Raw genomic sequence first — 20267 nt, 5'->3', positions numbered from 1 at the left:
AAGGTTAAGCATGCAACTCTGCCATTTCGAAGCTGGTCTGGATCAACCGTTTTTCTTGATCGCCGGCACCTGCGTGATCGAAAGCGAACAAATGACGTTGGATACCGCCGGTAAACTGAAGGAAATCACCAGCGCACTCGGCATCCCGTTCATTTACAAATCCTCTTTCGACAAGGCCAACCGCTCGTCGATGTCTAGTTTTCGCGGCTTGGGACTGGAAACTGGCCTGCAAATTCTGGAAAAGGTCAAGCAACAATTGGACGTGCCGGTTTTGACCGACGTCCACGAAGACACGCCGCTGGCGGAAGTCGCTTCCGTGGTGGACGTCATGCAGACACCGGCTTTTCTGTGTCGTCAGACCAATTTCATCCAAAGCGTCGCCGCTCAAGGCAAGCCGGTCAACATCAAGAAAGGCCAGTTCATGGCGCCTTGGGACATGGGCAATGTGGTCGCCAAGGCCAAGGCTACCGGCAACCAGCAAATCATGGTCTGCGAGCGCGGCGTATCCTTCGGCTACAACAACCTGGTATCCGACATGCGCTCCTTGGCCGTGATGCGCGACACCCAATGTCCTGTGGTGTTCGACGCTACCCATTCGGTGCAATTGCCGGGCGGGCAGGGCAGTTGCTCGGGCGGCCAGCGCGAACACGTGCCGGTACTGGCGCGGGCGGCTATTGCGGTCGGTATTGCCGGATTATTCATGGAAACTCATCCTAAGCCAGAAGACGCTTTGAGTGACGGGCCAAATTCCTGGCCGCTGCATCGAATGCAGGAACTGCTGGAAACTTTGATGACCCTCGATCGCGCGGTAAAAGCGGCGGCCTTGATCGAAAACACCTTGAACCAACAAAACAACTAAACCTATCCATCACTCCCACGGAGCAATTGAAGATCATGAGAATCGTTGATGTAAAAGCTAGAGAAATTCTGGACTCTCGCGGCAACCCCAGCGTCGAGGCCGAAGTTTATTTGGATTCAGGTGTCGTCGGCAGCGCCATGGTGCCTTCCGGGGCCTCCACCGGCGAACGCGAAGCTATCGAATTGCGCGACGGCGATAAATCTCGTTACTTGGGCAAGGGCGTGTTGACTGCGGTTAACAACGTTAACACCGTGCTGAAAGATGCCGTGGTTGGTATGCAAGCCGATAACCAAGCCGCGCTGGATCAAAAAATGATCGATCTCGACGGTACTAATGCAAAAAGCAAACTGGGCGCCAACGCCATTTTGGGCGTATCGATGGCCGCTGCCCGTGCCGCCGCGCAAGAAGCCGGTAAACCGCTGTATCAGTTCATGAACAAATCCGGCGAATTCATTCTGCCGGTACCGATGATGAATATCATCAACGGCGGTTCGCACGCCGACAATAGCGTCGATTTGCAAGAATTCATGATCCTGCCGGTTGGCGCACCAACCTTCCGCGAAGCGATCCGTTACGGTGCCGAAGTATTCCACAACCTGGCAAAAGTCTTGAAAGGCAAAGGCTTGGCGACCACCGTCGGCGACGAAGGCGGTTTCGCACCTAATCTGCGCTCTAACGAAGAAGCCATCGAAGTGATTCTGGAAGCGATCGAAAAAGCCGGTTACAAAGCCGGTCAAGACATCTACCTGGGCATGGACGCGGCGGCTTCCGAGTATTTCGACGACGGCAAGTACGTGTTGTCCGCCGAAAACCGCAGCTTCAACTCAGTGGAAATGGTCGACTTCCTGACGGCTTGGGTCGATAAATATCCGATTATCTCGATCGAAGACGGTCTGGACGAAAACGATTGGGACGGCTGGAAATACCAAACCGAAAAGTTGGGTAACCGCATCCAATTGGTCGGCGACGACTTGTTCGTTACCAACCCCGCAATTCTGAAAGAAGGTATCGAGAAAGGCATCGCGAACTCCATCCTGATCAAGGTCAACCAAATCGGCACTTTGACCGAGACCCTGGAAGCGATCACTATGGCTGGAGCGGCAGGTTACAGCGCGGTGGTTTCTCACCGCTCCGGCGAGACCGAAGATACCACTATTGCCGACTTGGTGGTTGCTACCGGCACAGGCCAAATCAAAACCGGGTCATTGAGCCGCTCCGACCGCGTCGCCAAATACAACCGTCTGATGAAAATCGAAGACGAGTTGGGCGCGAAAGCTCGCTATGCCGGCCGTGGCGCGTTCAAAATGCTGAAATAAAAAGCGTTGGTTAGGTTGATCCTTTGCGAAAGCGGAGGATTGCCGCAACTTTAAGAGTCGTCGTGTTGGGTTACGCTCCGCGTTGCTTCGCTAACCCAACCTACTCTTTTCTAAAGAGACAACCGCCATCAAAACCCTGATCCTTGTCATCATCGCGTTGACGCTGCACTTCCAATACCGGTTGTGGTTCGGCGACGCCAGTTTGTCGCAGATTCGCGAGTACCGCGCGCGGCTGGAGGAATTGACCAAGGATGCCCAAGAGAAAAAAGAGCGTAACGACTCGCTGTACGCCGAAGTGCTGGACCTGCGCAAAGGTCTGGAAACCATCGAAGAACGCGCCCGCTACGAGCTGGGCATGATCAAGGAAAACGAAACCTTCTTTCAAGTGCTTGAGTAGCGCATGAATCAAATTCTCAAATGCTGGGCAGTAGTCCCGGCAGCTGGCGTCGGCAAACGCATGCAAGCCGACCGCCCCAAACAATATCTGCCGCTGGCCGGCAAGACCGTCATCGAACACACGCTTTCTAGGCTTTTGGGCTCGGGAGCTTTCGTAAAAGTCGCCGTGGCGATTTCTGTCGAAGACCCGTACTGGCCCGAGCTGGACATTTCCAAACACCCCGACGTGATTACCGCGCCCGGCGGCAAGGAACGCGCCGACTCGGTGCTGTCGGCGCTGAAATCCCTACAAGGCTTGGCCGGCGAAGACGACTGGGTGCTGGTCCACGACGCCGCGCGGCCATGTCTGACCGCCGCCGACATTCATTTGCAAATCGACAGTCTGAAGGATGACGCCGTCGGCGGCATTCTGGCATTGAGTTCGCATGACACTCTGAAGCATGTCGACGGCGACACCATCACCGCGACCATCGACCGCAAACACGTCTGGCGGGCGCTGACCCCGCAGATGTTCAAATACGGCATGCTGCGCGACGCCTTGCAGCAAACCGAAGGCAATCCAGCGGTGACAGACGAAGCCAGCGCGCTGGAAATCCTTGGCTTCAAGCCCAGAATCGTCGAAGGCCGCCCAGACAACATCAAAATCACCCGGCCCGAAGATCTGGCGCTGGCGCAATTTTATATGGAGCAACAAACATGATTCGAGTCGGTCAAGGTTACGACGTCCACCGTTTCAACGACGGCGACCACATCATTTTGGGCGGTGTCACCATTCCTTACGAAAAAGGCCTGGAGGCCCATTCCGACGGCGACGTGGTGCTGCACGCCTTGGCCGACGCCATCTTGGGCGCGGCGGCGCTTGGCGACATCGGCAAGCACTTCCCGGATACCGATCCCAATTTCAAAGGCGCCGACAGCCGGGTATTGCTGCGCCACGTGTACAGCATCGTCCAGGAGAAAGGCTACAAACTGGTTAACGCCGACGTCACCATCATCGCCCAGGCGCCGAAAATGCTGCCGCACGTGTCGGCGATGCGCGCCAACATCGCGGCCGACTTGGCGGTCGATGTCGATTTCATCAACGTCAAAGCCACCACCACCGAAAAACTCGGCTTCGAAGGCCGTAAGGAAGGCATTGCGGTGCAGGCTGTGGTGCTGATCGAAAAGTGAGCGAATTTCCGTTACCGGACTGGCCTCGCGCTTTCGGCGGCCCATCCGGCACTGGTGACATTAAAGTCATCCCCGAGGATTTCTTTGTCGAAGAAATTCTCGGCTTCCAACCGGAAGGCAGTGGCGAGCACGTGTTTCTATTCGTCGAAAAAATCGGCGAAAACACCGAATATGTCGCCCGGCTGCTGGCCCGCCACGCCGGTGTTAGGCAGCGCGACATCGGTTACGCCGGCCTGAAAGACCGCCATGGCCGCACCCGGCAATGGTTCAGCGTTTGGTTGCCCGGCAAGGTGGAGCCTGATTGGAGAATGTTGCAGGGAGACCATCTGAAAATACTGGAAGCAGTTCGCCACCCACGCAAGTTAAAGCGAGGTGTGCTACAGGGCAATCGATTCGAGATTTTGATCCGTAACTGGCAAGGCGACCGCGAACGTTTGGATGCCCAGCTCGAGCAAGTCAAGCGCTTGGGATTTCCCAATTATTTCGGCGAACAACGTTTTGGTTTCCAAGGCCGCAATGTCGCGCGAGCGGCTGAAATGTTCGGCGGTGTCAGGGTGAAACCGGAACAGCGCTCGATTTACCTGTCGGCGGCGCGGTCTTATTTATTTAATCTGATTCTGGCCGAACGGGTGGCGACCGGTAGCTGGAGTACCGGCCTGACTGGCGAGGCTTTTATGCTGGCCGGCAGTCACAGCTATTTTGCCGCGGATGAAATCGATTCGGCGCTGGCGGCGCGACTGGCGGCCGGCGACATTCAGTGCAGCGGTGCGTTGTGGGGCAAGGGCGTTAGTGGGGCTCGCGCCGATGCGCTGGAACTAGAGCAACGAATTGTCGCGGCGCAGCCGATACTGGCGCAAGGTTTGATTTCGGCTGGCCTGACGCAGGATAGGCGAGCGCTCGTGGTTAGGCCGACCGATTTGGTGTGGGGCTTCGAGAGTGAAGCGGTTTTGCGCTTAGGTTTCGGTTTGCCGGCCGGCGCTTACGCGACGGCGCTGCTGCGGGAAATTGTCGCGCTTGACGAGTCGTTAGGCGCGGTCACGACCTAGATTTTCTTCAGGATTAGCTCCAACACCAGTTTGCTGCCGAAATAAGCCAGCAGCAGCGATGTAAAGCCGATCAATGTCCATTGTACGGCGCTTTGTCCGCGCCAGCCGTAGCGCAAGCGGCCGAATAGCAGTGCGGAAAATATCAGCCAGGCGAGAATCGACAACACGGTTTTGTGCGCCAGATGCTGTGCAAACAAGTCGTCGATAAACAGAAAGCCGGTCAACAACGAAATGGTTAAAAACCCCAGGCCGGTAGCGATCATTTGGAACAAAAGCGCTTCCATGGCCTGCAACGGCGGTAGCGCCAACATAAATTGCTTGGGGTGATGATGGCGCAGTTGCTGTTCTTGAATCGCCAGTAGAATGGCTTGTACCGCAGCGATATTCAGCAATCCAAAGGCTAAAATCGACGTCAAAATGTGGACGGTCAACTGCCAGTCGTGATGGGTGAGCGGATGGGGTCTACTTGGATAGGCTACGTCGCTAGCCAAAAGTAATGCCGCCACTGGGAATACCAATACGCCGAGTTTTGCCACCGGCTTATCGAGGGCGGCAAACAGTAGTAACCAGACAACGACCAACGCGGTTAGCGACGCGGTGTTGAAAAAACCGAACGAAAAGCCGTTCTGCTCGTGGATGTTTAGGAAGGTATAAGCGCTGTGCAGGCCGGCCGCGCCCAAGCCAATTTGAGTGGAAGCGAGGACTGTCTTTGCGCGGCAAGGATTTCTCTAGCGATTCCCGCCCCCGCGAGCGCGTAGGTCAGAATCGATAAAATGCCGATGGCTGTGCTGAGGTACATGGCCGGAAGAATCGAAAGGCGTTGCGAAGCGCTTATGTTAAACTAAGCGGCCTGATTGTCGTAATTCGATTGTTACGGCGGATCATCACCAGGACTTCAGAACTATAAAGACGTAGCTATGTTTGACAATTTATCCGATCGCCTGAGCGGTGCGCTCAAAAAAATCAAGGGTCAGGGCCGCTTGACCGAGGCCAATATCCAGGACACCATGCGGGAAGTGCGAATGGCGTTGCTGGAGGCCGATGTCGCTCTGCCGGTCGTCAACGATTTTATCGAGCAGGTGACGGAACGCGCGCTGGGTCAAGAAGTTCAGACCAGTTTGACGCCGGGGCAAGCTCTGATCAAAGTGGTGCAGGGCGAATTGGTGCGAGTGATGGGCTCGGCCAACGAAGAGCTGAATCTGCGCACCAATCCCCCCGCGTTGATTTTGATGGCGGGCTTGCAAGGTGCGGGTAAGACGACGACGGTCGCCAAGCTTGGCCGGCATTTAAAGGAAAAGAAAAAGAAGCGGGTCGGGGTGGTCAGCGTGGACGTCTATCGTCCTGCGGCAATCAAGCAGTTGCAAACCCTGGCCGACGATCTTGGTCTGAAGTTCTTCGACAGCGAATCCACCGAGCAGCCTGTCGATATTGTTAATCGGGCTATCGATGCCGCCAAGCGCCAGTTTTTGGATGTGTTGATCGTCGACACTGCGGGGCGTCTTCACGTCGACGACGAGATGATGGCTGAAATCAAGGCTCTGCATGCCGCGATCAAGCCGATAGAGACACTGTTCGTCGTCGATAGCATGACCGGTCAGGATGCGGCCAATACCGCTAAGGCTTTTCATGATGCGTTACCGTTGACCGGCGTGATTTTGACCAAGGCCGACGGCGATGCCAGAGGCGGGGCGGCGCTGTCGATTCGGCATATTACCGGTAAGCCGATCAAGTTTATCGGTGTTGGCGAAAAATCCGATGCGTTGGAGCCGTTCTATCCGGATCGATTGGCCTCGCGTATCTTGGGTATGGGTGACGTGTTGTCGCTGATCGAGGACATCGAGCAGAACGTCGACAAGAAAAAAGCCGAGCAGCTCGCCAAGAAGTTGCAGAAGGGCAAAAGTTTTGATCTGGAAGATTTGCGCGAGCAGTTGACGCAAATGCAAAACATGGGCGGTATCGGCGCCATGATGGATAAGTTGCCCGGCATGGGCGCGGTGCCGAAAGAAGTTAAGGAAAAGGTCAACGACAAGGATTTGGTGCATCAAATCGCCGTGATCAATTCGATGACCAAGCAAGAGCGGCGCTTTCCCGATCTGATCAAGGGCAGTCGCAAGCAGCGCATCGCTGACGGTTGCGGTCTGGATTTGAATGCTGTCAATCGTGTGTTGAAGCAGCACAAGATGATGGAGAAAATGATGAAAAAGTTTAGCAAAGGCAACATTGTCAACATGATGCGGGGTCTGAAAAGCAATATGCGCGGCATGAAGATGTGATTTTTCAATTTTTTCTTTTCTTGCGCGGCAAATCGCGTAGAATAGGTAGATTAAATTTTTGACTCATTGTTATCTAGGGTGTGCAGATGGTAAGTATTCGTTTGTCCAGAGGCGGCGCAAAAAACCGTCCTTTCTATCATGTCGTCGTAACCGACAGCAGAAGTAGCCGCGACGGGCGCTACATCGAAAGGGTAGGTTTTTTAATCCTCTGGCGAGAGGCGGCGAGCAGCGCTTGGTTTTGGATACCGAACGCGTTCAATATTGGACCGCTAACGGCGCTCAGCCTTCGGATCGAGTCGCCAAACTGATCAAGGACGCTAGCAAGGCTGTTGCCTAATCCCGCTTGTCTGCCGAAGAGTATTTGAGCGTCGGTCAAATTTCCGGCGTGTTTGGCATCAAAGGATGGGTAAAAGTTTTTTCTTATACCGATCCGCGAGAAAATATCTTGGCTTACTCGCCTTGGTGTCTTAGGAAGAACGATCAAATTCGCGAGTTTAAGGTCCTAGCCGGAAGACGCCAAGGCGCTGCCGTTGTGGCCGAACTCGAAGATTTGGATGATCGCGACGCGGCGATGGCGTTGATGGGGTCGGATATCCTGATACGTAGACAACAGTTGCCCGAGCCGGCGGATGGCGAGTATTACTGGACCGACTTAATCGGTCTGAGGGTCGTTAATCAGGCCGCGATGGAGTTGGGGGTGGTCGATCATTTGTTGGAGACCGGCGCTAATGACGTTGTGGTGGTTTCGGATGGGCAACAAGAACGCTTGATCCCGTTTCTGATGGGGCAAACAATCCTCAAGGTCGATACCGAAAAAGGCTGCATTTTGGTCGATTGGGACGCCGATTTTTGACGGCTGTTGCGGTATGCGCTTCGATGTGATCAGCATTTTTCCGCGGATGGTCGCCGACGCTGCCGCATTTGGGGTTACCGGTCGGGCGATAGAGCGCGGATTGGTTGATCTTGCTGTTTGGAATCCTCGAGATTTTACTCAAGACCGACACAAAACGGTCGACGACAGGCCTTACGGTGGCGGTCCGGGCATGGTAATGAAATACCAGCCTCTACGCGACGCGGTTGCCTCGGCAAAGCTAGCCGGTCGCGCCGGAGGTGACACTAAAGTCGTGTATTTGAGCCCGCAGGGGCGAGTGATTTCGCAAAATTTGTTGCATGAGGCCAGTCGATTCGAACAGTTGATATTGGTGGCAGGACGCTATGAAGGTGTCGATGAGCGATTTGTCGTTCAAGAGTGCGACGAGGAGTGGTCTATCGGCGATTACGTTATCAGTGGTGGAGAGCTTGCCGCGCTGATTGTTGTTGATGCGGTGACCCGCTTGCTTCCCGGCGTGTTGGGGGATGATGAGTCGGCAAAGCAAGATTCTCATGTGGATGGCTTGTTGGATTGCCCCCACTATACGAGGCCGGAGCATGGCGAGTTCGGTGATGTGCCGGATGTGTTGCTTGGCGGAAATCATGCGGCGATCAAGCGCTGGCGTTTGAAACAAGCGCTGGGCCGCACGTGGATGCGGCGTCCGGAGCTACTCCGGAGTTTGAACTTGACGGCAGAGCAGGAGGCTTTGTTGAGTGAATTTAGAAATGAAATTGTTTAATAGGGTGTGGTTATGAGTAAAATTATCGAAGAGTTGGAAGCGGCTCAGCTTAAACAAAACGTGCCAGAATTCGGCCCAGGCGACACTGTCGTGGTTCAGGTTCGGGTTGTGGACGGCGAGCGGGAAAGATTGCAGGCTTTCGAAGGTATAGTTATCGCCAAACGAAATCGCGGCATGAATTCAGCGTTCACCGTTAGAAAAATTTCCCACGGTGTCGGCGTCGAGCGAGTGTTCCAAACTCATAGCCCCGCCGTCAGCAGTATCGAAGTCAAACGCCGTGGCGATGTGCGTCGAGCCAAGCTGTATTATCTGCGCGACCTGACCGGTAAAGCCGCTCGTATTAAAGAACGACTGTCTTAATGGTGAGGCGGCGACTCGGCGTTAAGCAGAGTCATCAAAAAAGGCAGCCAATTCGCTGCCTTTTTTTTGCCGGACATTGGGAGTCAACGATGACGTTACACATTCGTTGGGAGGCTGTCGCGGAGGGCGAAACCTGTGTCATCGCCGTGCCATTTTGCGAAGCTAATTTAATCGTCACGATGACTGGCGATGTCGTCGTCGATGCGTCTTGGCGGACTGAGTCGGTACGCGAGGCGGTTTCTTCGTTGGCAAAGCCTTTCGTAGCGTTTCTAACGGAGCCGGAGTTTGTCGAATTGAATGTGACCATGCTGGCGCGCGGTAGCGCACACCGTAACCGGGTTTGGCGAGCCTTGTTGGATATTCCGCCAGGTAAGACCAAAACGTACGCCGAACTTGCCGCGGAATTGGGTTCCGGGCCGAGAGCGGTTGCCGGCGCCTGCCGAGACAATCCGTATGCCGGTTTGATCCCCTGCCATCGTGTCGTTGCCAAATCCGGTTTGGGTGGATTCATGGGAGAGACTTCCGGTGATTATCTGGCGTTGAAAAGCCGCTTGCTAAACTACGAAGCATCCAGGATGCAGAAGTAACCGAGGCCATGAATTCCGCTCAAGTGGTCGAGGCGTTTTTGAACGCCCTGTGGTTGGAATTAGGTCTTAGCGACAATACGTTGGCGGCTTACGCTAGCGATCTAAAACAGTTTTCAAGGTGGCTCAAGGATAAACATTTGCTTGAGGTCGATCAGACCGACATTAAGGGGTTTTTGGCGGCGCGCCATGCACAAGGTACCGGCAATCGTTCGGCGGCCCGGTTGTTATCATGTTTGCGGCGTTTTTATGGTTATTGGCTGCGCGAGCAACGGATCGAGCGCGATCCTACCCAACTGATCGATGCGCCGAAACTGGGGCGGCCATTGCCTGATACGCTGAGCGAGCGGGATGTCGAACGATTGATCGAGGCGCCGGAGATAGGCGAATTGTTGGGGTTTCGCGATCGGGCGATGTTGGAAGTTCTTTACGCGACCGGATTGCGCGTATCCGAGCTGGTCGAATTGACGTTCGCCCAGCTCAATTTGAGGCAGGGATGGGTGCGAGTGATGGGCAAGGGCGGCAAGGAACGGCTAGTGCCGGTCGGTGAAGACGCGCTGGACTGGCTAGAGCGCTATTTCGCTGGTCCGCGATTGGCCTTGTTGGCAGGTAGGCAAAGTGATTTTCTGTTCGTCACCAAGCGCGGCGATGGCATGACTCGTCAGGCATTTTGGTATTTGATCAAGCGTTACGCTGCGGTAGCCGGCATCGATAAACCCCTGTCGCCGCATACGTTACGCCATGCGTTTGCTACCCATCTTCTTAATCACGGCGCCGATTTGCGGGCGGTACAAATGCTGCTTGGACACTCCGACTTATCGACTACTCAGATATACACTCACGTCGCTCAGCAAAGGCTGAAAGAATTACACACTCAACACCATCCGCGAGGCTAACCATGACCGCTCTGATTCATCCCACGGCTTTTGTTTCACCCGATGCCAGCTTATCCAAGGACGTTCGGGTTGGGCCGTTCGCGGTGATCGAAGCGGGGGCGGAGATCGGTGCCGGTTGCGAAGTCGGTGCGCACGCCGTGGTGCATGGTTGGGTCAAAATGGGTGCCAGGAATATCGTGCATCCTCACGCGGTGCTGGGTGGTTTGCCTCAGGATCTCGGGTTTGATCCGGCGACGGCATCGTGGCTGGAAATCGGCGACGACAATGCGTTTCGCGAGGGATTTACCGCGCACAGAGCCACCAAACCGGGCGGAAGTACCAAGATCGGCTCCGGCTGCTATTTCATGAACAACAGTCATGTCGCGCACGATTGTTCGGTAGGCGACAAAACCATTTTCGCCAATAACGTGGCGATCGGCGGGCATGTCGATATCGGCAAGAATGTATTCATGGGTGGCGCCGTCGTGGTGCATCAGTTCTGCCGGGTCGGTGCTTACGCGATTGTTCAAGGTACAACGGGCATTAATATGGACGTGCTGCCTTTTATGCTAATCGGTGGCCGGCCGGCCAAACACTATCGCTTGAATTTGGTAGGCTTGCGCCGGGCGGGCATCGTTGGCGATCGGCTGAAATTATTGTCCGCGGCTTTCCGCTTGCTTCGGCATAAAAAATGCCTTGATGAATTGCAATCCAGCGAAGAGCTGCAATACTTAAAAGACTGGCTGGCTGCGGACTCCAAGCGCGGATTGCATGGATTTGTCGAGTTGGCTGACTGAGTTTTTTCCGTGACGGACACGCAATTTCGTATGGTGGGGGGCCGGCTAGCGGTAATCGAGCGGGCGTGTTCGCAATTTTAAGCATCCTTAGGTTATGAAAATCCACGTAGTCGATAATACCGGACAGATCCCGCCATTGTTGCTGATGTCCGAGGAAGACGTTTCGTTTTATAACGACGAAATACAGGCTTTGAATGCCGCCGAGGCCCAGCAGCCCAGCTTGATTTTACTGAGCTTCTCGTTGCGGGGCGATGAAACTCCGGACTATATCGGCTTGTTGTTGAATGCGAGTCCGGCCAGCAAGATCGTGGTGATCGGCGACGAGATCGGCGAGGACCGCATCTTGAATTGTCTGCTTGCCGGCAGTCGAGGCTACCAAAACAGCGGTCCGTTGAGTGGCTATCTGGCGAAAATGATTCAGGTTGTTGCCGACGGTGAGGCCTGGGTGAGCCGAAGAATGGTCGGTCGTTTGCTGGACGTCATCAGTCAGAATAATCTGGTGCTTAGCGTTTAATTGGTCGAATATTGGCTAGTGGCTGCAATCGGCGTGGCGGCTAGCGGTTTAAAAATGCAGGGCGGCTTCGAAGTAGAAGGTTTGAGCCGAAATCGGTAAGTTGTAGGGATAACTAGCGATGGCCGGTTCCTTGCCCTGACTGTCGAACAGGTTGCGTACCGACGCGGTCAAATCGAGCGATCCCATCAGTTTTTTGGCGTTTAACGTCAAGTCCACGGTTTGGTAGTCTTTTAACACCCGGTTATCTCCGATATCGCTAAGCCGATGCCCGACCCAATTGACTTGGGTCTGAATTTGCCATTTGGGATGAAAGTTCCAGGACAATGCGGTGTAAACATGGTGTTCTGGGACGTTGCTGACTCGCCGTTGGGTAGCTCGGTCGACCGCGTATTGCCAAGCGTAATTGCCACGCAAATTCCAGTCGTCGTAGAATTTCCAATCCCATTCGAATTCGCTGCCCAACCCATCTTGACCGGGATTGTTGACCTCGGACAGCGTGGCGCCCTGATTGGTTAATTTGCCGCCGATTAAGTCGTTGATTTCGTAGTAATAGACATTCAATGTGGTTCGCAGGCTCTTCCAGGGGCGGTAATCGAAAGCCAACTCGGTGGTTTCTATCGTCTCCGGACTCAACGAGGCATTGCCGACGAACAGCGGATTATTTTTCTGATATTGCTCGACGAAGCTAGGTGCGCGGTAGGCCTGACCGTACAACAATTTGCCGGTTAGATCGTCGTTAATATCCCAAACCAACGCGGCTCTTGGGTTCAAAGTACCGCCGAAATCCGAATATTCGTCGTAACGCAAGCCGGCCGTCAATTGCCAATTCTTGGAGATCTGCCATTCGTCCTGCAACGCGACCGACCAGATCGATCGATGGGTGTCGTTCATGAAGGCGTAGGGCGTGCCGGTGACGTCGGTCAGGTCGCCGTTGACGACTAATTGCTGGCCGTCGATGACGCCGATGCCGTAATTGCGCAGTTCGCTGACATTCAATTCCTCGTAACGGAAGCCGGTGATCAATCGGATCAGGTGGTTTTCGAACCCTTTGTAAATACTGGTCAGTTCGGTGCTCGGGACGGTATTTTTGATACCGGGGACGAAACGCATGCCATTTGGAAACGACACAAAGTTGACTAAGGTGGCGGGGTTGAGATTGCCGTTGGCATCCACGGCTAGGTTACCGTTCCCATCGATAGGTAAAACCGTGCCTACTGGAAAGTTACGGCTATTTCCGTTCAAATCGGTGTGCAGAAAACTGGTGTGAAATTGCAGTTCCCAATTTTCCAGGTCGTCCTCGGTCGAGTAACGGACGTCACCCAAATAATGGGCGCCGTCCAGCGTGCCGCTATTATCCAACGCGCCGCTGGCGCCGGCCGGGAAGCCAACGGATTGGTTGTAAGCCCAAAAGTTCAAATCCCAGTGTTGGCGCTGTAAATTCAGATGAGCGTTCCAGCGCTCGCCGGCAGTCTGCATAGCGCCGGGTGCCTGAGACGCGTGCGTATTCAGCGCGTTATCCAATGCGGTTTGAGCATCGGCCGCCACGATGCGATCCGGATTGATCCCGCTGTGGCTATATTGCAGGCTACCGGCAACATCCCATTCGCCGTAATGGCCGCCGTGCTGCGCCCAGGTGCTGGTGCGGTCGGCGTTACCGCCGCGCGCGCCTAGCGTGGTACCGTTGAGGTCGCCGGCTTTTTTCGTGACGATATTGATGACGCCGGCGAAGGCGTCGGCGCCGTACAAGGCCGAGCCCGGCCCGCGAATGACTTCGACACGCTGAATGTTTTCGACCGGTACGATCATCCCCGCCATGTGCGAGCCCTGATAAGGAATCGAAAACCGGGTGCCGTTCAACATCAGCAAGACTTCCGAGTTGGTTTGATTACGCATGCCGCGCATCGTATAGGTGTAATCGTTGGTGACCGGTTGAATACTGACGTGCATGCCGGGCACGGTTTCCAGCACTTCGTGCAGCTCGGTGGCGCCCATCGCGCTGATTTGGTCGGCGGTAATCACAGTCGTGACCGCGGCGGATTGCGATACCGATTTGGCGGTCCCCGAGGCAATGCTGACCGAAATATTGGCCAGCTCGGCTGGTGACAGTTCGAGCAAGTCGGTCATGCTCTGGTCTTGACCCTGGGCTGGTTGACCGAGGCCGCATAGCAACACGGCCGGCACTACGCACCGTTTGCCGAAGACGTTGGGTTTGGGCTGACTCATAGTTCTTCCAAGGGTACCGGTTTAGCAATGCCGTAACCCTGGGCGTAATTGACGCCTAAGGTTTTCAACAACTCGAAAATATCGCGGTTTTCGACGAATTCGGCGATGGTTTTCTTGCTCATCACATGAGCGACTTCATTGATCGATTTGACCATGGTCAAATCGACCCGGTCTTCCAAAATATCCTTGACGAATAGGCCGTCGATTTTCAAAAAGTCCACAGGAAGGTTTTTTAGATATGCAAATGAAGACAGGCCGCTGCCGAAGTCGTCCAGCGAAAACAGGCAACCCTTGGTACGCAAGGAATTAATGAACTGGCGGGCGTAGGACAAATTGCTGATGGCGGCGGTTTCAGTAATTTCAAAGCATATCTTATGCGTCGGAATATGCCATTTTTGAAACTGCTCGTCGATAAAGGTCAGCATCGTTTCGTCGGACATCGACAGGCCGGACAGGTTGACCGAGCACATTTCCAGGCGTTCCAGCAGGTTCGGAGTGGTTGCCAAATGCTCGAACAAACGGGAAATGACCCATCGGTCCAGCGGTGGAGCAATGTTGTAGCGCTCGGCGGCCGGCAGGAACGCGCCGGGGGGAATGACTTTGCCCTGTTCGTCGATATAGCGGATCAGCGTTTCGAAATGCAGCCCTTCGTCGTTCGAGGCAATCGGCACGATTAACTGACCGTAAAGTTGGAAACGGTTTTGTTCTATCCCCATCCGGATTTTTTCGACCCATTGCATTTCGCCTTGTCGCAACGTCAATTCTTCGTCGTCGGGGCTGAAGACGTGGACGCGGTTCCGTCCTTTTTCCTTGGCGGCGTAGCAGGCGGCGTCGGCTTCCTTGAGTATGTCGACCGCATTGCCGCTGGTCAGATTGATCGGAGCGATACCGACGCTGACGCCGATATTAAAGCTACGATTTTCCCAGGCAAACTGAAAGTCGCAAATGATGTTGCGCAGTTTCTCGCAGGTCGAGAAGGCTTGCTCGACCGAACAATGCGACATCAAAATGCCGAACTCGTCGCCGCCCAGTCGCGCCAAAATGTCGGTCTTACGGACCTGGTGGCGCAGGACCTCGCCCAATTGGCGCAGCAGTTCGTCGCCCGCCAAATGACCGCAGGTATCGTTGACGATCTTGAATTGGTCCAAATCCAGGTAGCAGAGTACGTGCTCGCTCTCGTCGATTTCGGCTTGAGACACCAAACTCTGGATGTGAATATCGAATTGGCGCCGGTTGACCAGACCGGTCAGTTCGTCGTGGCTGGCCTGATAGGCGATTTTTTCCGACAGCCGGCGGGTTTCGGTGATGTCCTCGCAGACCAGTAACAAGCGCTGGAAGTTGGACTCGTCGGTGACCAGACGCGCGGTTTCCCTGACCCAAATCACGTTGCCGTTGCGGCAAATTTTGCGGCTTTCCTGGCGATGAATCAGTTCCGGGTGGTGGCGGCAAGTCTCGAAAAACTGTTCGAAACCGGCGGCATCGTCCGGATGCGAGAAGTTGCTGATCGCGCAGCCTTGTAATTCTTCGACGCCCAAGCCCAATTGCTTCGCGCCGAAGCGGTTGACCGATACGATGCGGCCTTGCATGTCCAGATTGAAGACCATGGTCGGATTGTTGTCGTAGAGCGCCTGGTAGTTGTTTTTGACCGCGATTAAGGCTTTGTTTTGGGTTTCTACGGTGTCGAGCATGTCGTTGAAGGCATCGACCAGAATGCCCATTTCGTCGCTGCTGTGCTTTTCGGCTCGTAGCGAATAATCGTGATCTTGGCTGACTCTCTGCGCGGTTTTGGCGAGCTGGGCGACCGGCAGCGCGACTCGATTCAACAGTGGGACAGTCAGCAAAAAGGTGATGAACAACGCGACGAAGAGAACCGCAATAATCAAGCTGACGAATTTCAGTTCTCGCCAAATCGCCGCACTCAAGTCCGAGGCCAGATACACTGCCCCGATTTCTTCGCTGTCAACCACCATCGCCTGGTATACATACAGCATCAAATTGTCGTAATGGGTATGCAGACCGTAGGCAACGTCCGGGCAGGGTAGGGCCTGATTGTCCAGTGAGGTAAACAGATGACCTTTCTTGACGTAAACGCAAGCGCTACGCAAGTCTGGAAAACTGTTCAACGAAATCAGGTTTTCCTTGGCGACGCCGGCGTCGTCGAACATCACCGCGGCCACGCTGCGGTTGGCGATCAGACTGGCGACGGCCTGCAGATCGTCTTGAGCCTTGCGCTTGACGTCGGCGGCATTGATCGTGACGAGAATGACCAGTGCCAGCAACATCGAAAATAGGGCGGAGGTCACCGCGATTGTCAGCAGCTTCGTTTTAATGGAGAGGGCGGTAAACCATTTATTCACGGCCGCCTCCTTCCACCAATGTGGCGACTTCGATCAGTTTAGCGCTGATCGATAGTCCGCTTTGCTTCAAAGCCTTTAAGTTGATATGCAGGCGCACTTTTTCATCGTCGAGCACGAAACCTATCATGCCGCCGGATTCGGCGAAGAAGGGCTGGCTACTGACTGTCAGCGTTTTACCGAGGTTGCCGACCAGCAAGACGCCGGTCAGATTTACGTCGATGCGTTGTTCGGTCTTTTCGGCGTACAGAATCTGGCAATCCTGCGCCTGTTTTAGGGAATCGAGGTGGCGCAAACGGATAGGTTTGTCGGCGACCGTTTTGGTCTCCAGCGTGTCGAGCAGATTGCCGAACGGGTTGTCGCCAATCAAGCAAATGTTGAACGACGGCCCAGGGTTGTTTGGCCAAGTGATGAATTTGGTGAAATTGTAAAGGTAAGCGGCCTTGATTTTGTATTCCAGATTCGGTTCGTCGGCATGCGCTGTACTTAACACCCAGCCACAGACGAGCGCTGATTTGGCGTAAAACGCTGCACGCTGCAATGCAACATTGCAGTGGGACGAAAAGATCGGAAACAAAATTATTCTCTACCGGGCAAGAGTACACGGCAAGAATAGTAGAAATACTAAGGGTTGCTGAAAAAAACCTCCAGTGCGCCGACCATGTAAGCGTGGTCGGCGACGCCGGCACTTTCCCTGGCGCTGTGCATCGCCCACATCGGCGAGCCGACATCGACGCTACGTATACCCAGCTTGGCGGAGGTGATCGGACCTATCGTGCTGCCGCAGGGCAGATCGCCGCGATGCGCGTACTTTTGAAAGGGCACGCCGGCCTGTTGGCAGAACTGGGCGAAAATCGCTTCGGATACGCATTCGCTGGCGTAGCGGTGATTGACGTTGATCTTAATCACCGGTCCGTGATTGACCAGGATTTTATGGCCCGGCTCGTAGGCGGCCGGAAAATTGGGCTGGTAGGCGTGCGCCATGTCGGCGCTGACCAGAAAACTTTGCGCCAGCGCGCGCGGATAATTGTCCGACCGATCGCCGCATGCCCCGGCAATTCGAGACAGAACGTCGGCCAGGAAGCTGCCGGCCGCGCCCTTGTTGCTTTCGCTGCCGACTTCTTCGTGGTCGAAAAAGGCGCATACCCGAGTGGCTGCCACGATTTGCTCCCGGCAATTCAGCAAGGCGGTCAGGCCAGCGTGGCAGGACGCCAAATTGTCGAGTTGGCTGTCGGCGATGAATTGTCGATCCGCGCCCCAGAACGCACCTTTTTGGCTGTCGTGGACGTTGAGCTCCCAGCTTAAAATTTGGTCCGCCGTCAAGCCGGAAGCCGATTCCAGTAGGCCGTAAAACACGTCGTTTGCCGGGCTATCGCCCGGTAGATTGGCTAGCAGCAGCGGCAGCTCCGTTTGTTTATTCAGTTTGAGGCCATCCTCGTTGACGGCGCGGTTCATATGGATGGCCAAGTTCGGCAGGCGCAGCAGCGGCTCGGCAAATCGGACCAGCGTCGTGGCCACGCTACCATCGCCGTCGCGGTAAGCGATGCGCCCGGCCAGACTTAAATCGCGGTCGGCGAAAGTGGCTAAGATCGGTCCGCCGTAAACTTCGACGGCAATGCGTACGAATCGATCGCTGTCGACGACCGGTCGTGGCTTTACCCGCAAACCCGGAGAATCGGTATGGGCGCCAAGGATCTTGAATCCGGCTTCGGCCGGCGCGGCGGCGCCGACGATGAATGCAACGATGGACGAAGCGTCTCGAATCACATAATATCGGCCGCCAAGGCTTAACGGCCAAACTGCGCTTTCCTCCAGTTTTTGGAAACCGTGCGACAGCAGGCGCTGTTCCATGGTGGCAGCCGCGTGCCAGGGGCTGGGGCTGGCGTCGATGAAATCCAGTAAATCTTGAGCGAGTTGCGGAGAGGTCATGATTTTTCCAGATCCAACGCAACCGAGTTGATGCAATAACGCTGACCGGTCGGTTGCGGACCGTCCGGGAAAACATGGCCGAGGTGGGCACCGCATGAGCGACAGGTGACTTCGATGCGACGCATGCCGTGACTGGTATCGAGCGACTGCTCCAGACTTTCGCCGGCGATGGGGGCCCAGAAGCTGGGCCAGCCGCAGCCGGAGTGGAATTTTTGATCGGACGAAAACAAGGGTTCGCCGCAACACACGCAACGATAGACGCCAGCTTCCTCGCAATCGGTATACTTGCCGGTGAACGGCGGTTCGGTACCTTTTTCTCGGCAGACGTGGTATTGCTCGGGGCTGAGTTTTTCGCGCCAGATTTGTTCGCTATCGTCTTGGTCGGCCATGTTGCTATTCCGGAAATTTGCTGGGATGTCGCATTGTACCCAGACTTGATCCAAGGCCAAAGTGTGTCGCGCCCACGAATACTCACCGCGAGTGCGCGAATGTAACAATCTTCTATAGTTACGGACAGTTCGGGTGAGGTCCGGATTCGAGGACGGGTAGATTTTGGTTGCGTATGTTAGAAAATTCTAATATTCTAGGTTTCGCACGGTCGGTGGCTTTTATAACACGATAAAGAATAACGATAGACTCGGCCGCGTATTCGTTTAGACATCAGCGAGAGGAGCATGTCATGGCAAGAATCGTAGTATTAGGCGCAGGCATCGGTGGCGTGCCGATGGCGTATGAAATGAAGGAAATCGTCGGCAAGGCTCACGAAGTGGTCGTGATATCCGACACCCCGACGTTCCACTTCGTCCCTTCGAACCCGTGGATACCGCCGAAATGGCGCAAGCCGGAAGATTTGAAAATCGAATTGGCGCCGGTGATGGCCAAGAAAGGCATCAACTTCGTACAGAAGTCCGCCAGCAAAGTCGATCCGGCCAATAATAAAGTCGATCTGGCGGACGGCACGTCGGTGGAATACGACTTTTTGGTGATCGCCACCGGACCTCGCTTGGCCTTCGACGAAGTGCCCGGTTTGGGGCCGCACGGCGGGCATACCTCGTCGGTTTGCCACGTCGATCACGCCGCATTGGCCTCCGATGATTGGGACCGCTTCATGGACGATCCCGGCCCGATCGTCATCGGCGCGGTGCAAGGGGCGTCGTGTTTCGGCCCGGCTTACGAATATCTGATGATCATCGAAACCGAATTGCGCAAACGCAAGATTCGCGACAAAGTACCGATGACCTTCGTGACTTCCGAACCCTACATCGGCCATTTGGGCTTGGGTGGCGTCGGCGATACCAAAGGGTTATTGGAAAGCGCTTTGCGCGATAAGACCATCAAATGGATCACCAACGCCAAGGTCGACAAAATCGAACAGGGCATGATGTATGTCACCGAAGTTGACGACGACGGCAACGAAAAGAAAAAGCACGAGGTGCCGTTCAAGCATTCGATGATGCTGCCGGCTTTCACCGGTGTCAACGCGGTACGCCACTGCGGCGCCGAAGGCCTGACCAACCCGCGCGGCTTTGTCATCGTCGATGAGTATCAACGTAACCCGACCTATAAAAATGTTTACTCGGTCGGCGTTTGCGTGGCCCTGCCGCCGGTTGAAAAAACCCCGGTGCCGACCGGGACCCCGAAAACCGGTTACATGATCGAATCGATGGTTACCGCGACCGCGCACAATATCCGTGACGAATTGGCCGGCAAACAGCCGACCGACAAACCGAGTTTGAGCGCGTTGTGTCTGGCGGACCTGGGCGATAGCGGCGTTGCCTTCTTGGCCGTACCGCAGATTCCACCGCGTAACACCACTTGGTCGGCTCATGGCAAGTGGGTGCATCTGGCGAAGATTGCGTTCGAAAAATACTTTATGCGCAAGGTTAGAAAAGGCATTAGCGAACCCTTCTACGAACGAATGATGTTGAAATTCATGGGTGTGGTGCGTTTGAAATAGGAGG

21 protein-coding genes and 1 pseudogene are annotated in these 20267 nt (G+C 55.0%); 16 read left to right on the top strand and 6 right to left on the bottom strand.

Annotated features, from left to right (window positions below):
- Positions 1 to 10: 10 nt before the first annotated feature.
- The 6 genes from kdsA to truD all read left to right on the top strand — a co-directional run bounded on the left by kdsA (position 11) and on the right by truD (position 4787).
- A complete protein-coding gene (kdsA, locus tag ACP4CD_RS12055; protein WP_168031873.1) occupies positions 11 to 859 on the top strand; it encodes a 3-deoxy-8-phosphooctulonate synthase in 849 nt (282 codons plus the stop codon).
- A 32-nt stretch (positions 860 to 891) separates the two neighbouring features.
- Complete coding sequence (gene eno / locus ACP4CD_RS12050; RefSeq protein ID WP_139306071.1) at positions 892 to 2175, top strand: phosphopyruvate hydratase; 1284 nt, start codon at positions 892 to 894, stop codon at positions 2173 to 2175.
- Positions 2176 to 2302: 127 nt separating this feature from the next.
- Complete coding sequence (locus ACP4CD_RS12045) at positions 2303 to 2572, top strand: septum formation initiator family protein (protein ID WP_064031043.1); 270 nt, start codon at positions 2303 to 2305, stop codon at positions 2570 to 2572.
- Positions 2573 to 2575: 3 nt separating this feature from the next.
- On the top strand, positions 2576 to 3271 hold the full coding sequence (gene ispD, locus ACP4CD_RS12040; protein WP_426991097.1) for a 2-C-methyl-D-erythritol 4-phosphate cytidylyltransferase: 696 nt from the start codon (positions 2576 to 2578) through the stop codon (positions 3269 to 3271).
- Entirely contained in the window at positions 3268 to 3741 is a 474-nt protein-coding gene (ispF, locus tag ACP4CD_RS12035) for a 2-C-methyl-D-erythritol 2,4-cyclodiphosphate synthase (RefSeq protein WP_064031045.1), read from the top strand. The genes ispD and ispF overlap by 4 nt, the downstream gene beginning before the upstream one ends.
- Complete coding sequence (truD, locus tag ACP4CD_RS12030) at positions 3738 to 4787, top strand: tRNA pseudouridine(13) synthase TruD (RefSeq protein ID WP_426991095.1); 1050 nt, start codon at positions 3738 to 3740, stop codon at positions 4785 to 4787. The genes ispF and truD overlap by 4 nt, the downstream gene beginning before the upstream one ends.
- Here truD and ACP4CD_RS12025 read toward each other — a convergent pair.
- Positions 4784 to 5467 carry a cytochrome C assembly family protein gene (locus ACP4CD_RS12025; protein WP_426991093.1) on the bottom strand — a complete coding sequence of 228 codons (684 nt, stop codon included), beginning with the start codon at positions 5465 to 5467 and terminating at the stop codon, positions 4784 to 4786. The genes truD and ACP4CD_RS12025 overlap by 4 nt on opposite strands.
- Before the next feature lie 237 nt (positions 5468 to 5704).
- Here ACP4CD_RS12025 and ffh point away from each other — a divergent pair, with 237 nt between their 5' ends.
- The 9 genes and pseudogenes from ffh (at position 5705) to ACP4CD_RS11980 (ending at position 11800) form a co-directional block, all read left to right on the top strand.
- The gene (gene ffh, locus ACP4CD_RS12020) at positions 5705 to 7060 is read left to right on the top strand and encodes a signal recognition particle protein (RefSeq protein ID WP_064031048.1); all 1356 of its coding nucleotides are present in this window, start codon (positions 5705 to 5707) and stop codon (positions 7058 to 7060) included.
- A gap of 86 nt (positions 7061 to 7146) precedes the next feature.
- Positions 7147 to 7397: pseudogene (gene rpsP, locus ACP4CD_RS12015) on the top strand (30S ribosomal protein S16).
- Between the two features lie 6 nt (positions 7398 to 7403).
- The gene (rimM, locus tag ACP4CD_RS12010) at positions 7404 to 7913 is read left to right on the top strand and encodes a ribosome maturation factor RimM (protein WP_168031867.1); all 510 of its coding nucleotides are present in this window, start codon (positions 7404 to 7406) and stop codon (positions 7911 to 7913) included.
- A 13-nt stretch (positions 7914 to 7926) separates the two neighbouring features.
- A complete protein-coding gene (gene trmD / locus ACP4CD_RS12005) occupies positions 7927 to 8670 on the top strand; it encodes a tRNA (guanosine(37)-N1)-methyltransferase TrmD (RefSeq protein ID WP_426991092.1) in 744 nt (247 codons plus the stop codon).
- Positions 8671 to 8682: 12 nt separating this feature from the next.
- A complete protein-coding gene (gene rplS / locus ACP4CD_RS12000) occupies positions 8683 to 9030 on the top strand; it encodes a 50S ribosomal protein L19 (protein ID WP_064031052.1) in 348 nt (115 codons plus the stop codon).
- Positions 9031 to 9119: 89 nt separating this feature from the next.
- Entirely contained in the window at positions 9120 to 9617 is a 498-nt protein-coding gene (locus tag ACP4CD_RS11995) for a methylated-DNA--[protein]-cysteine S-methyltransferase (RefSeq protein WP_064031053.1), read from the top strand.
- 8 nt (positions 9618 to 9625) lie between these two features.
- Positions 9626 to 10510 carry a site-specific tyrosine recombinase XerD gene (xerD, locus tag ACP4CD_RS11990; protein ID WP_168031863.1) on the top strand — a complete coding sequence of 295 codons (885 nt, stop codon included), beginning with the start codon at positions 9626 to 9628 and terminating at the stop codon, positions 10508 to 10510.
- 2 nt (positions 10511 to 10512) lie between these two features.
- A complete protein-coding gene (lpxA, locus tag ACP4CD_RS11985) occupies positions 10513 to 11286 on the top strand; it encodes an acyl-ACP--UDP-N-acetylglucosamine O-acyltransferase (protein WP_426991091.1) in 774 nt (257 codons plus the stop codon).
- Positions 11287 to 11380: 94 nt separating this feature from the next.
- The gene (locus ACP4CD_RS11980; RefSeq protein WP_064031056.1) at positions 11381 to 11800 is read left to right on the top strand and encodes a response regulator transcription factor; all 420 of its coding nucleotides are present in this window, start codon (positions 11381 to 11383) and stop codon (positions 11798 to 11800) included.
- Positions 11801 to 11848: 48 nt separating this feature from the next.
- Here ACP4CD_RS11980 and ACP4CD_RS11975 read toward each other — a convergent pair whose 3' ends face one another.
- The 5 genes from ACP4CD_RS11975 to msrB form a co-directional block, all read right to left on the bottom strand.
- The gene (locus tag ACP4CD_RS11975) at positions 11849 to 14023 is read right to left on the bottom strand and encodes a TonB-dependent receptor plug domain-containing protein (protein WP_426991090.1); all 2175 of its coding nucleotides are present in this window, start codon (positions 14021 to 14023) and stop codon (positions 11849 to 11851) included.
- The gene (locus ACP4CD_RS11970) at positions 14020 to 16380 is read right to left on the bottom strand and encodes an EAL domain-containing protein (RefSeq protein ID WP_064031058.1); all 2361 of its coding nucleotides are present in this window, start codon (positions 16378 to 16380) and stop codon (positions 14020 to 14022) included. Before ACP4CD_RS11970 ends, ACP4CD_RS11975 begins: the two co-directional genes overlap by 4 nt.
- Positions 16373 to 16870, bottom strand: coding sequence for a YfiR family protein (locus tag ACP4CD_RS11965; RefSeq protein WP_254786647.1), 498 nt, complete (start codon positions 16868 to 16870; stop codon positions 16373 to 16375). The genes ACP4CD_RS11970 and ACP4CD_RS11965 overlap by 8 nt, the downstream gene beginning before the upstream one ends.
- A 131-nt stretch (positions 16871 to 17001) precedes the next feature.
- Entirely contained in the window at positions 17002 to 18306 is a 1305-nt protein-coding gene (locus ACP4CD_RS11960) for a M18 family aminopeptidase (RefSeq protein WP_426991089.1), read from the bottom strand.
- Positions 18303 to 18695, bottom strand: coding sequence for a peptide-methionine (R)-S-oxide reductase MsrB (gene msrB / locus ACP4CD_RS11955; RefSeq protein ID WP_064031061.1), 393 nt, complete (start codon positions 18693 to 18695; stop codon positions 18303 to 18305). Before msrB ends, ACP4CD_RS11960 begins: the two co-directional genes overlap by 4 nt.
- 290 nt (positions 18696 to 18985) lie before the next feature.
- Between msrB and ACP4CD_RS11950 the strand changes: the two genes are divergently transcribed.
- Positions 18986 to 20263: an NAD(P)/FAD-dependent oxidoreductase gene (locus ACP4CD_RS11950; RefSeq protein WP_281022441.1), complete on the top strand. Its 1278-nt coding sequence runs from the start codon at positions 18986 to 18988 to the stop codon at positions 20261 to 20263.
- Positions 20264 to 20267 lie beyond the last annotated feature (4 nt).

Source organism: Methylomonas stagni (assembly GCF_050154735.1).
Lineage (GTDB): Bacteria > Pseudomonadota > Gammaproteobacteria > Methylococcales > Methylomonadaceae > Methylomonas > Methylomonas koyamae_A.
This window is presented reverse-complemented; position numbering and strand designations above follow the sequence as displayed.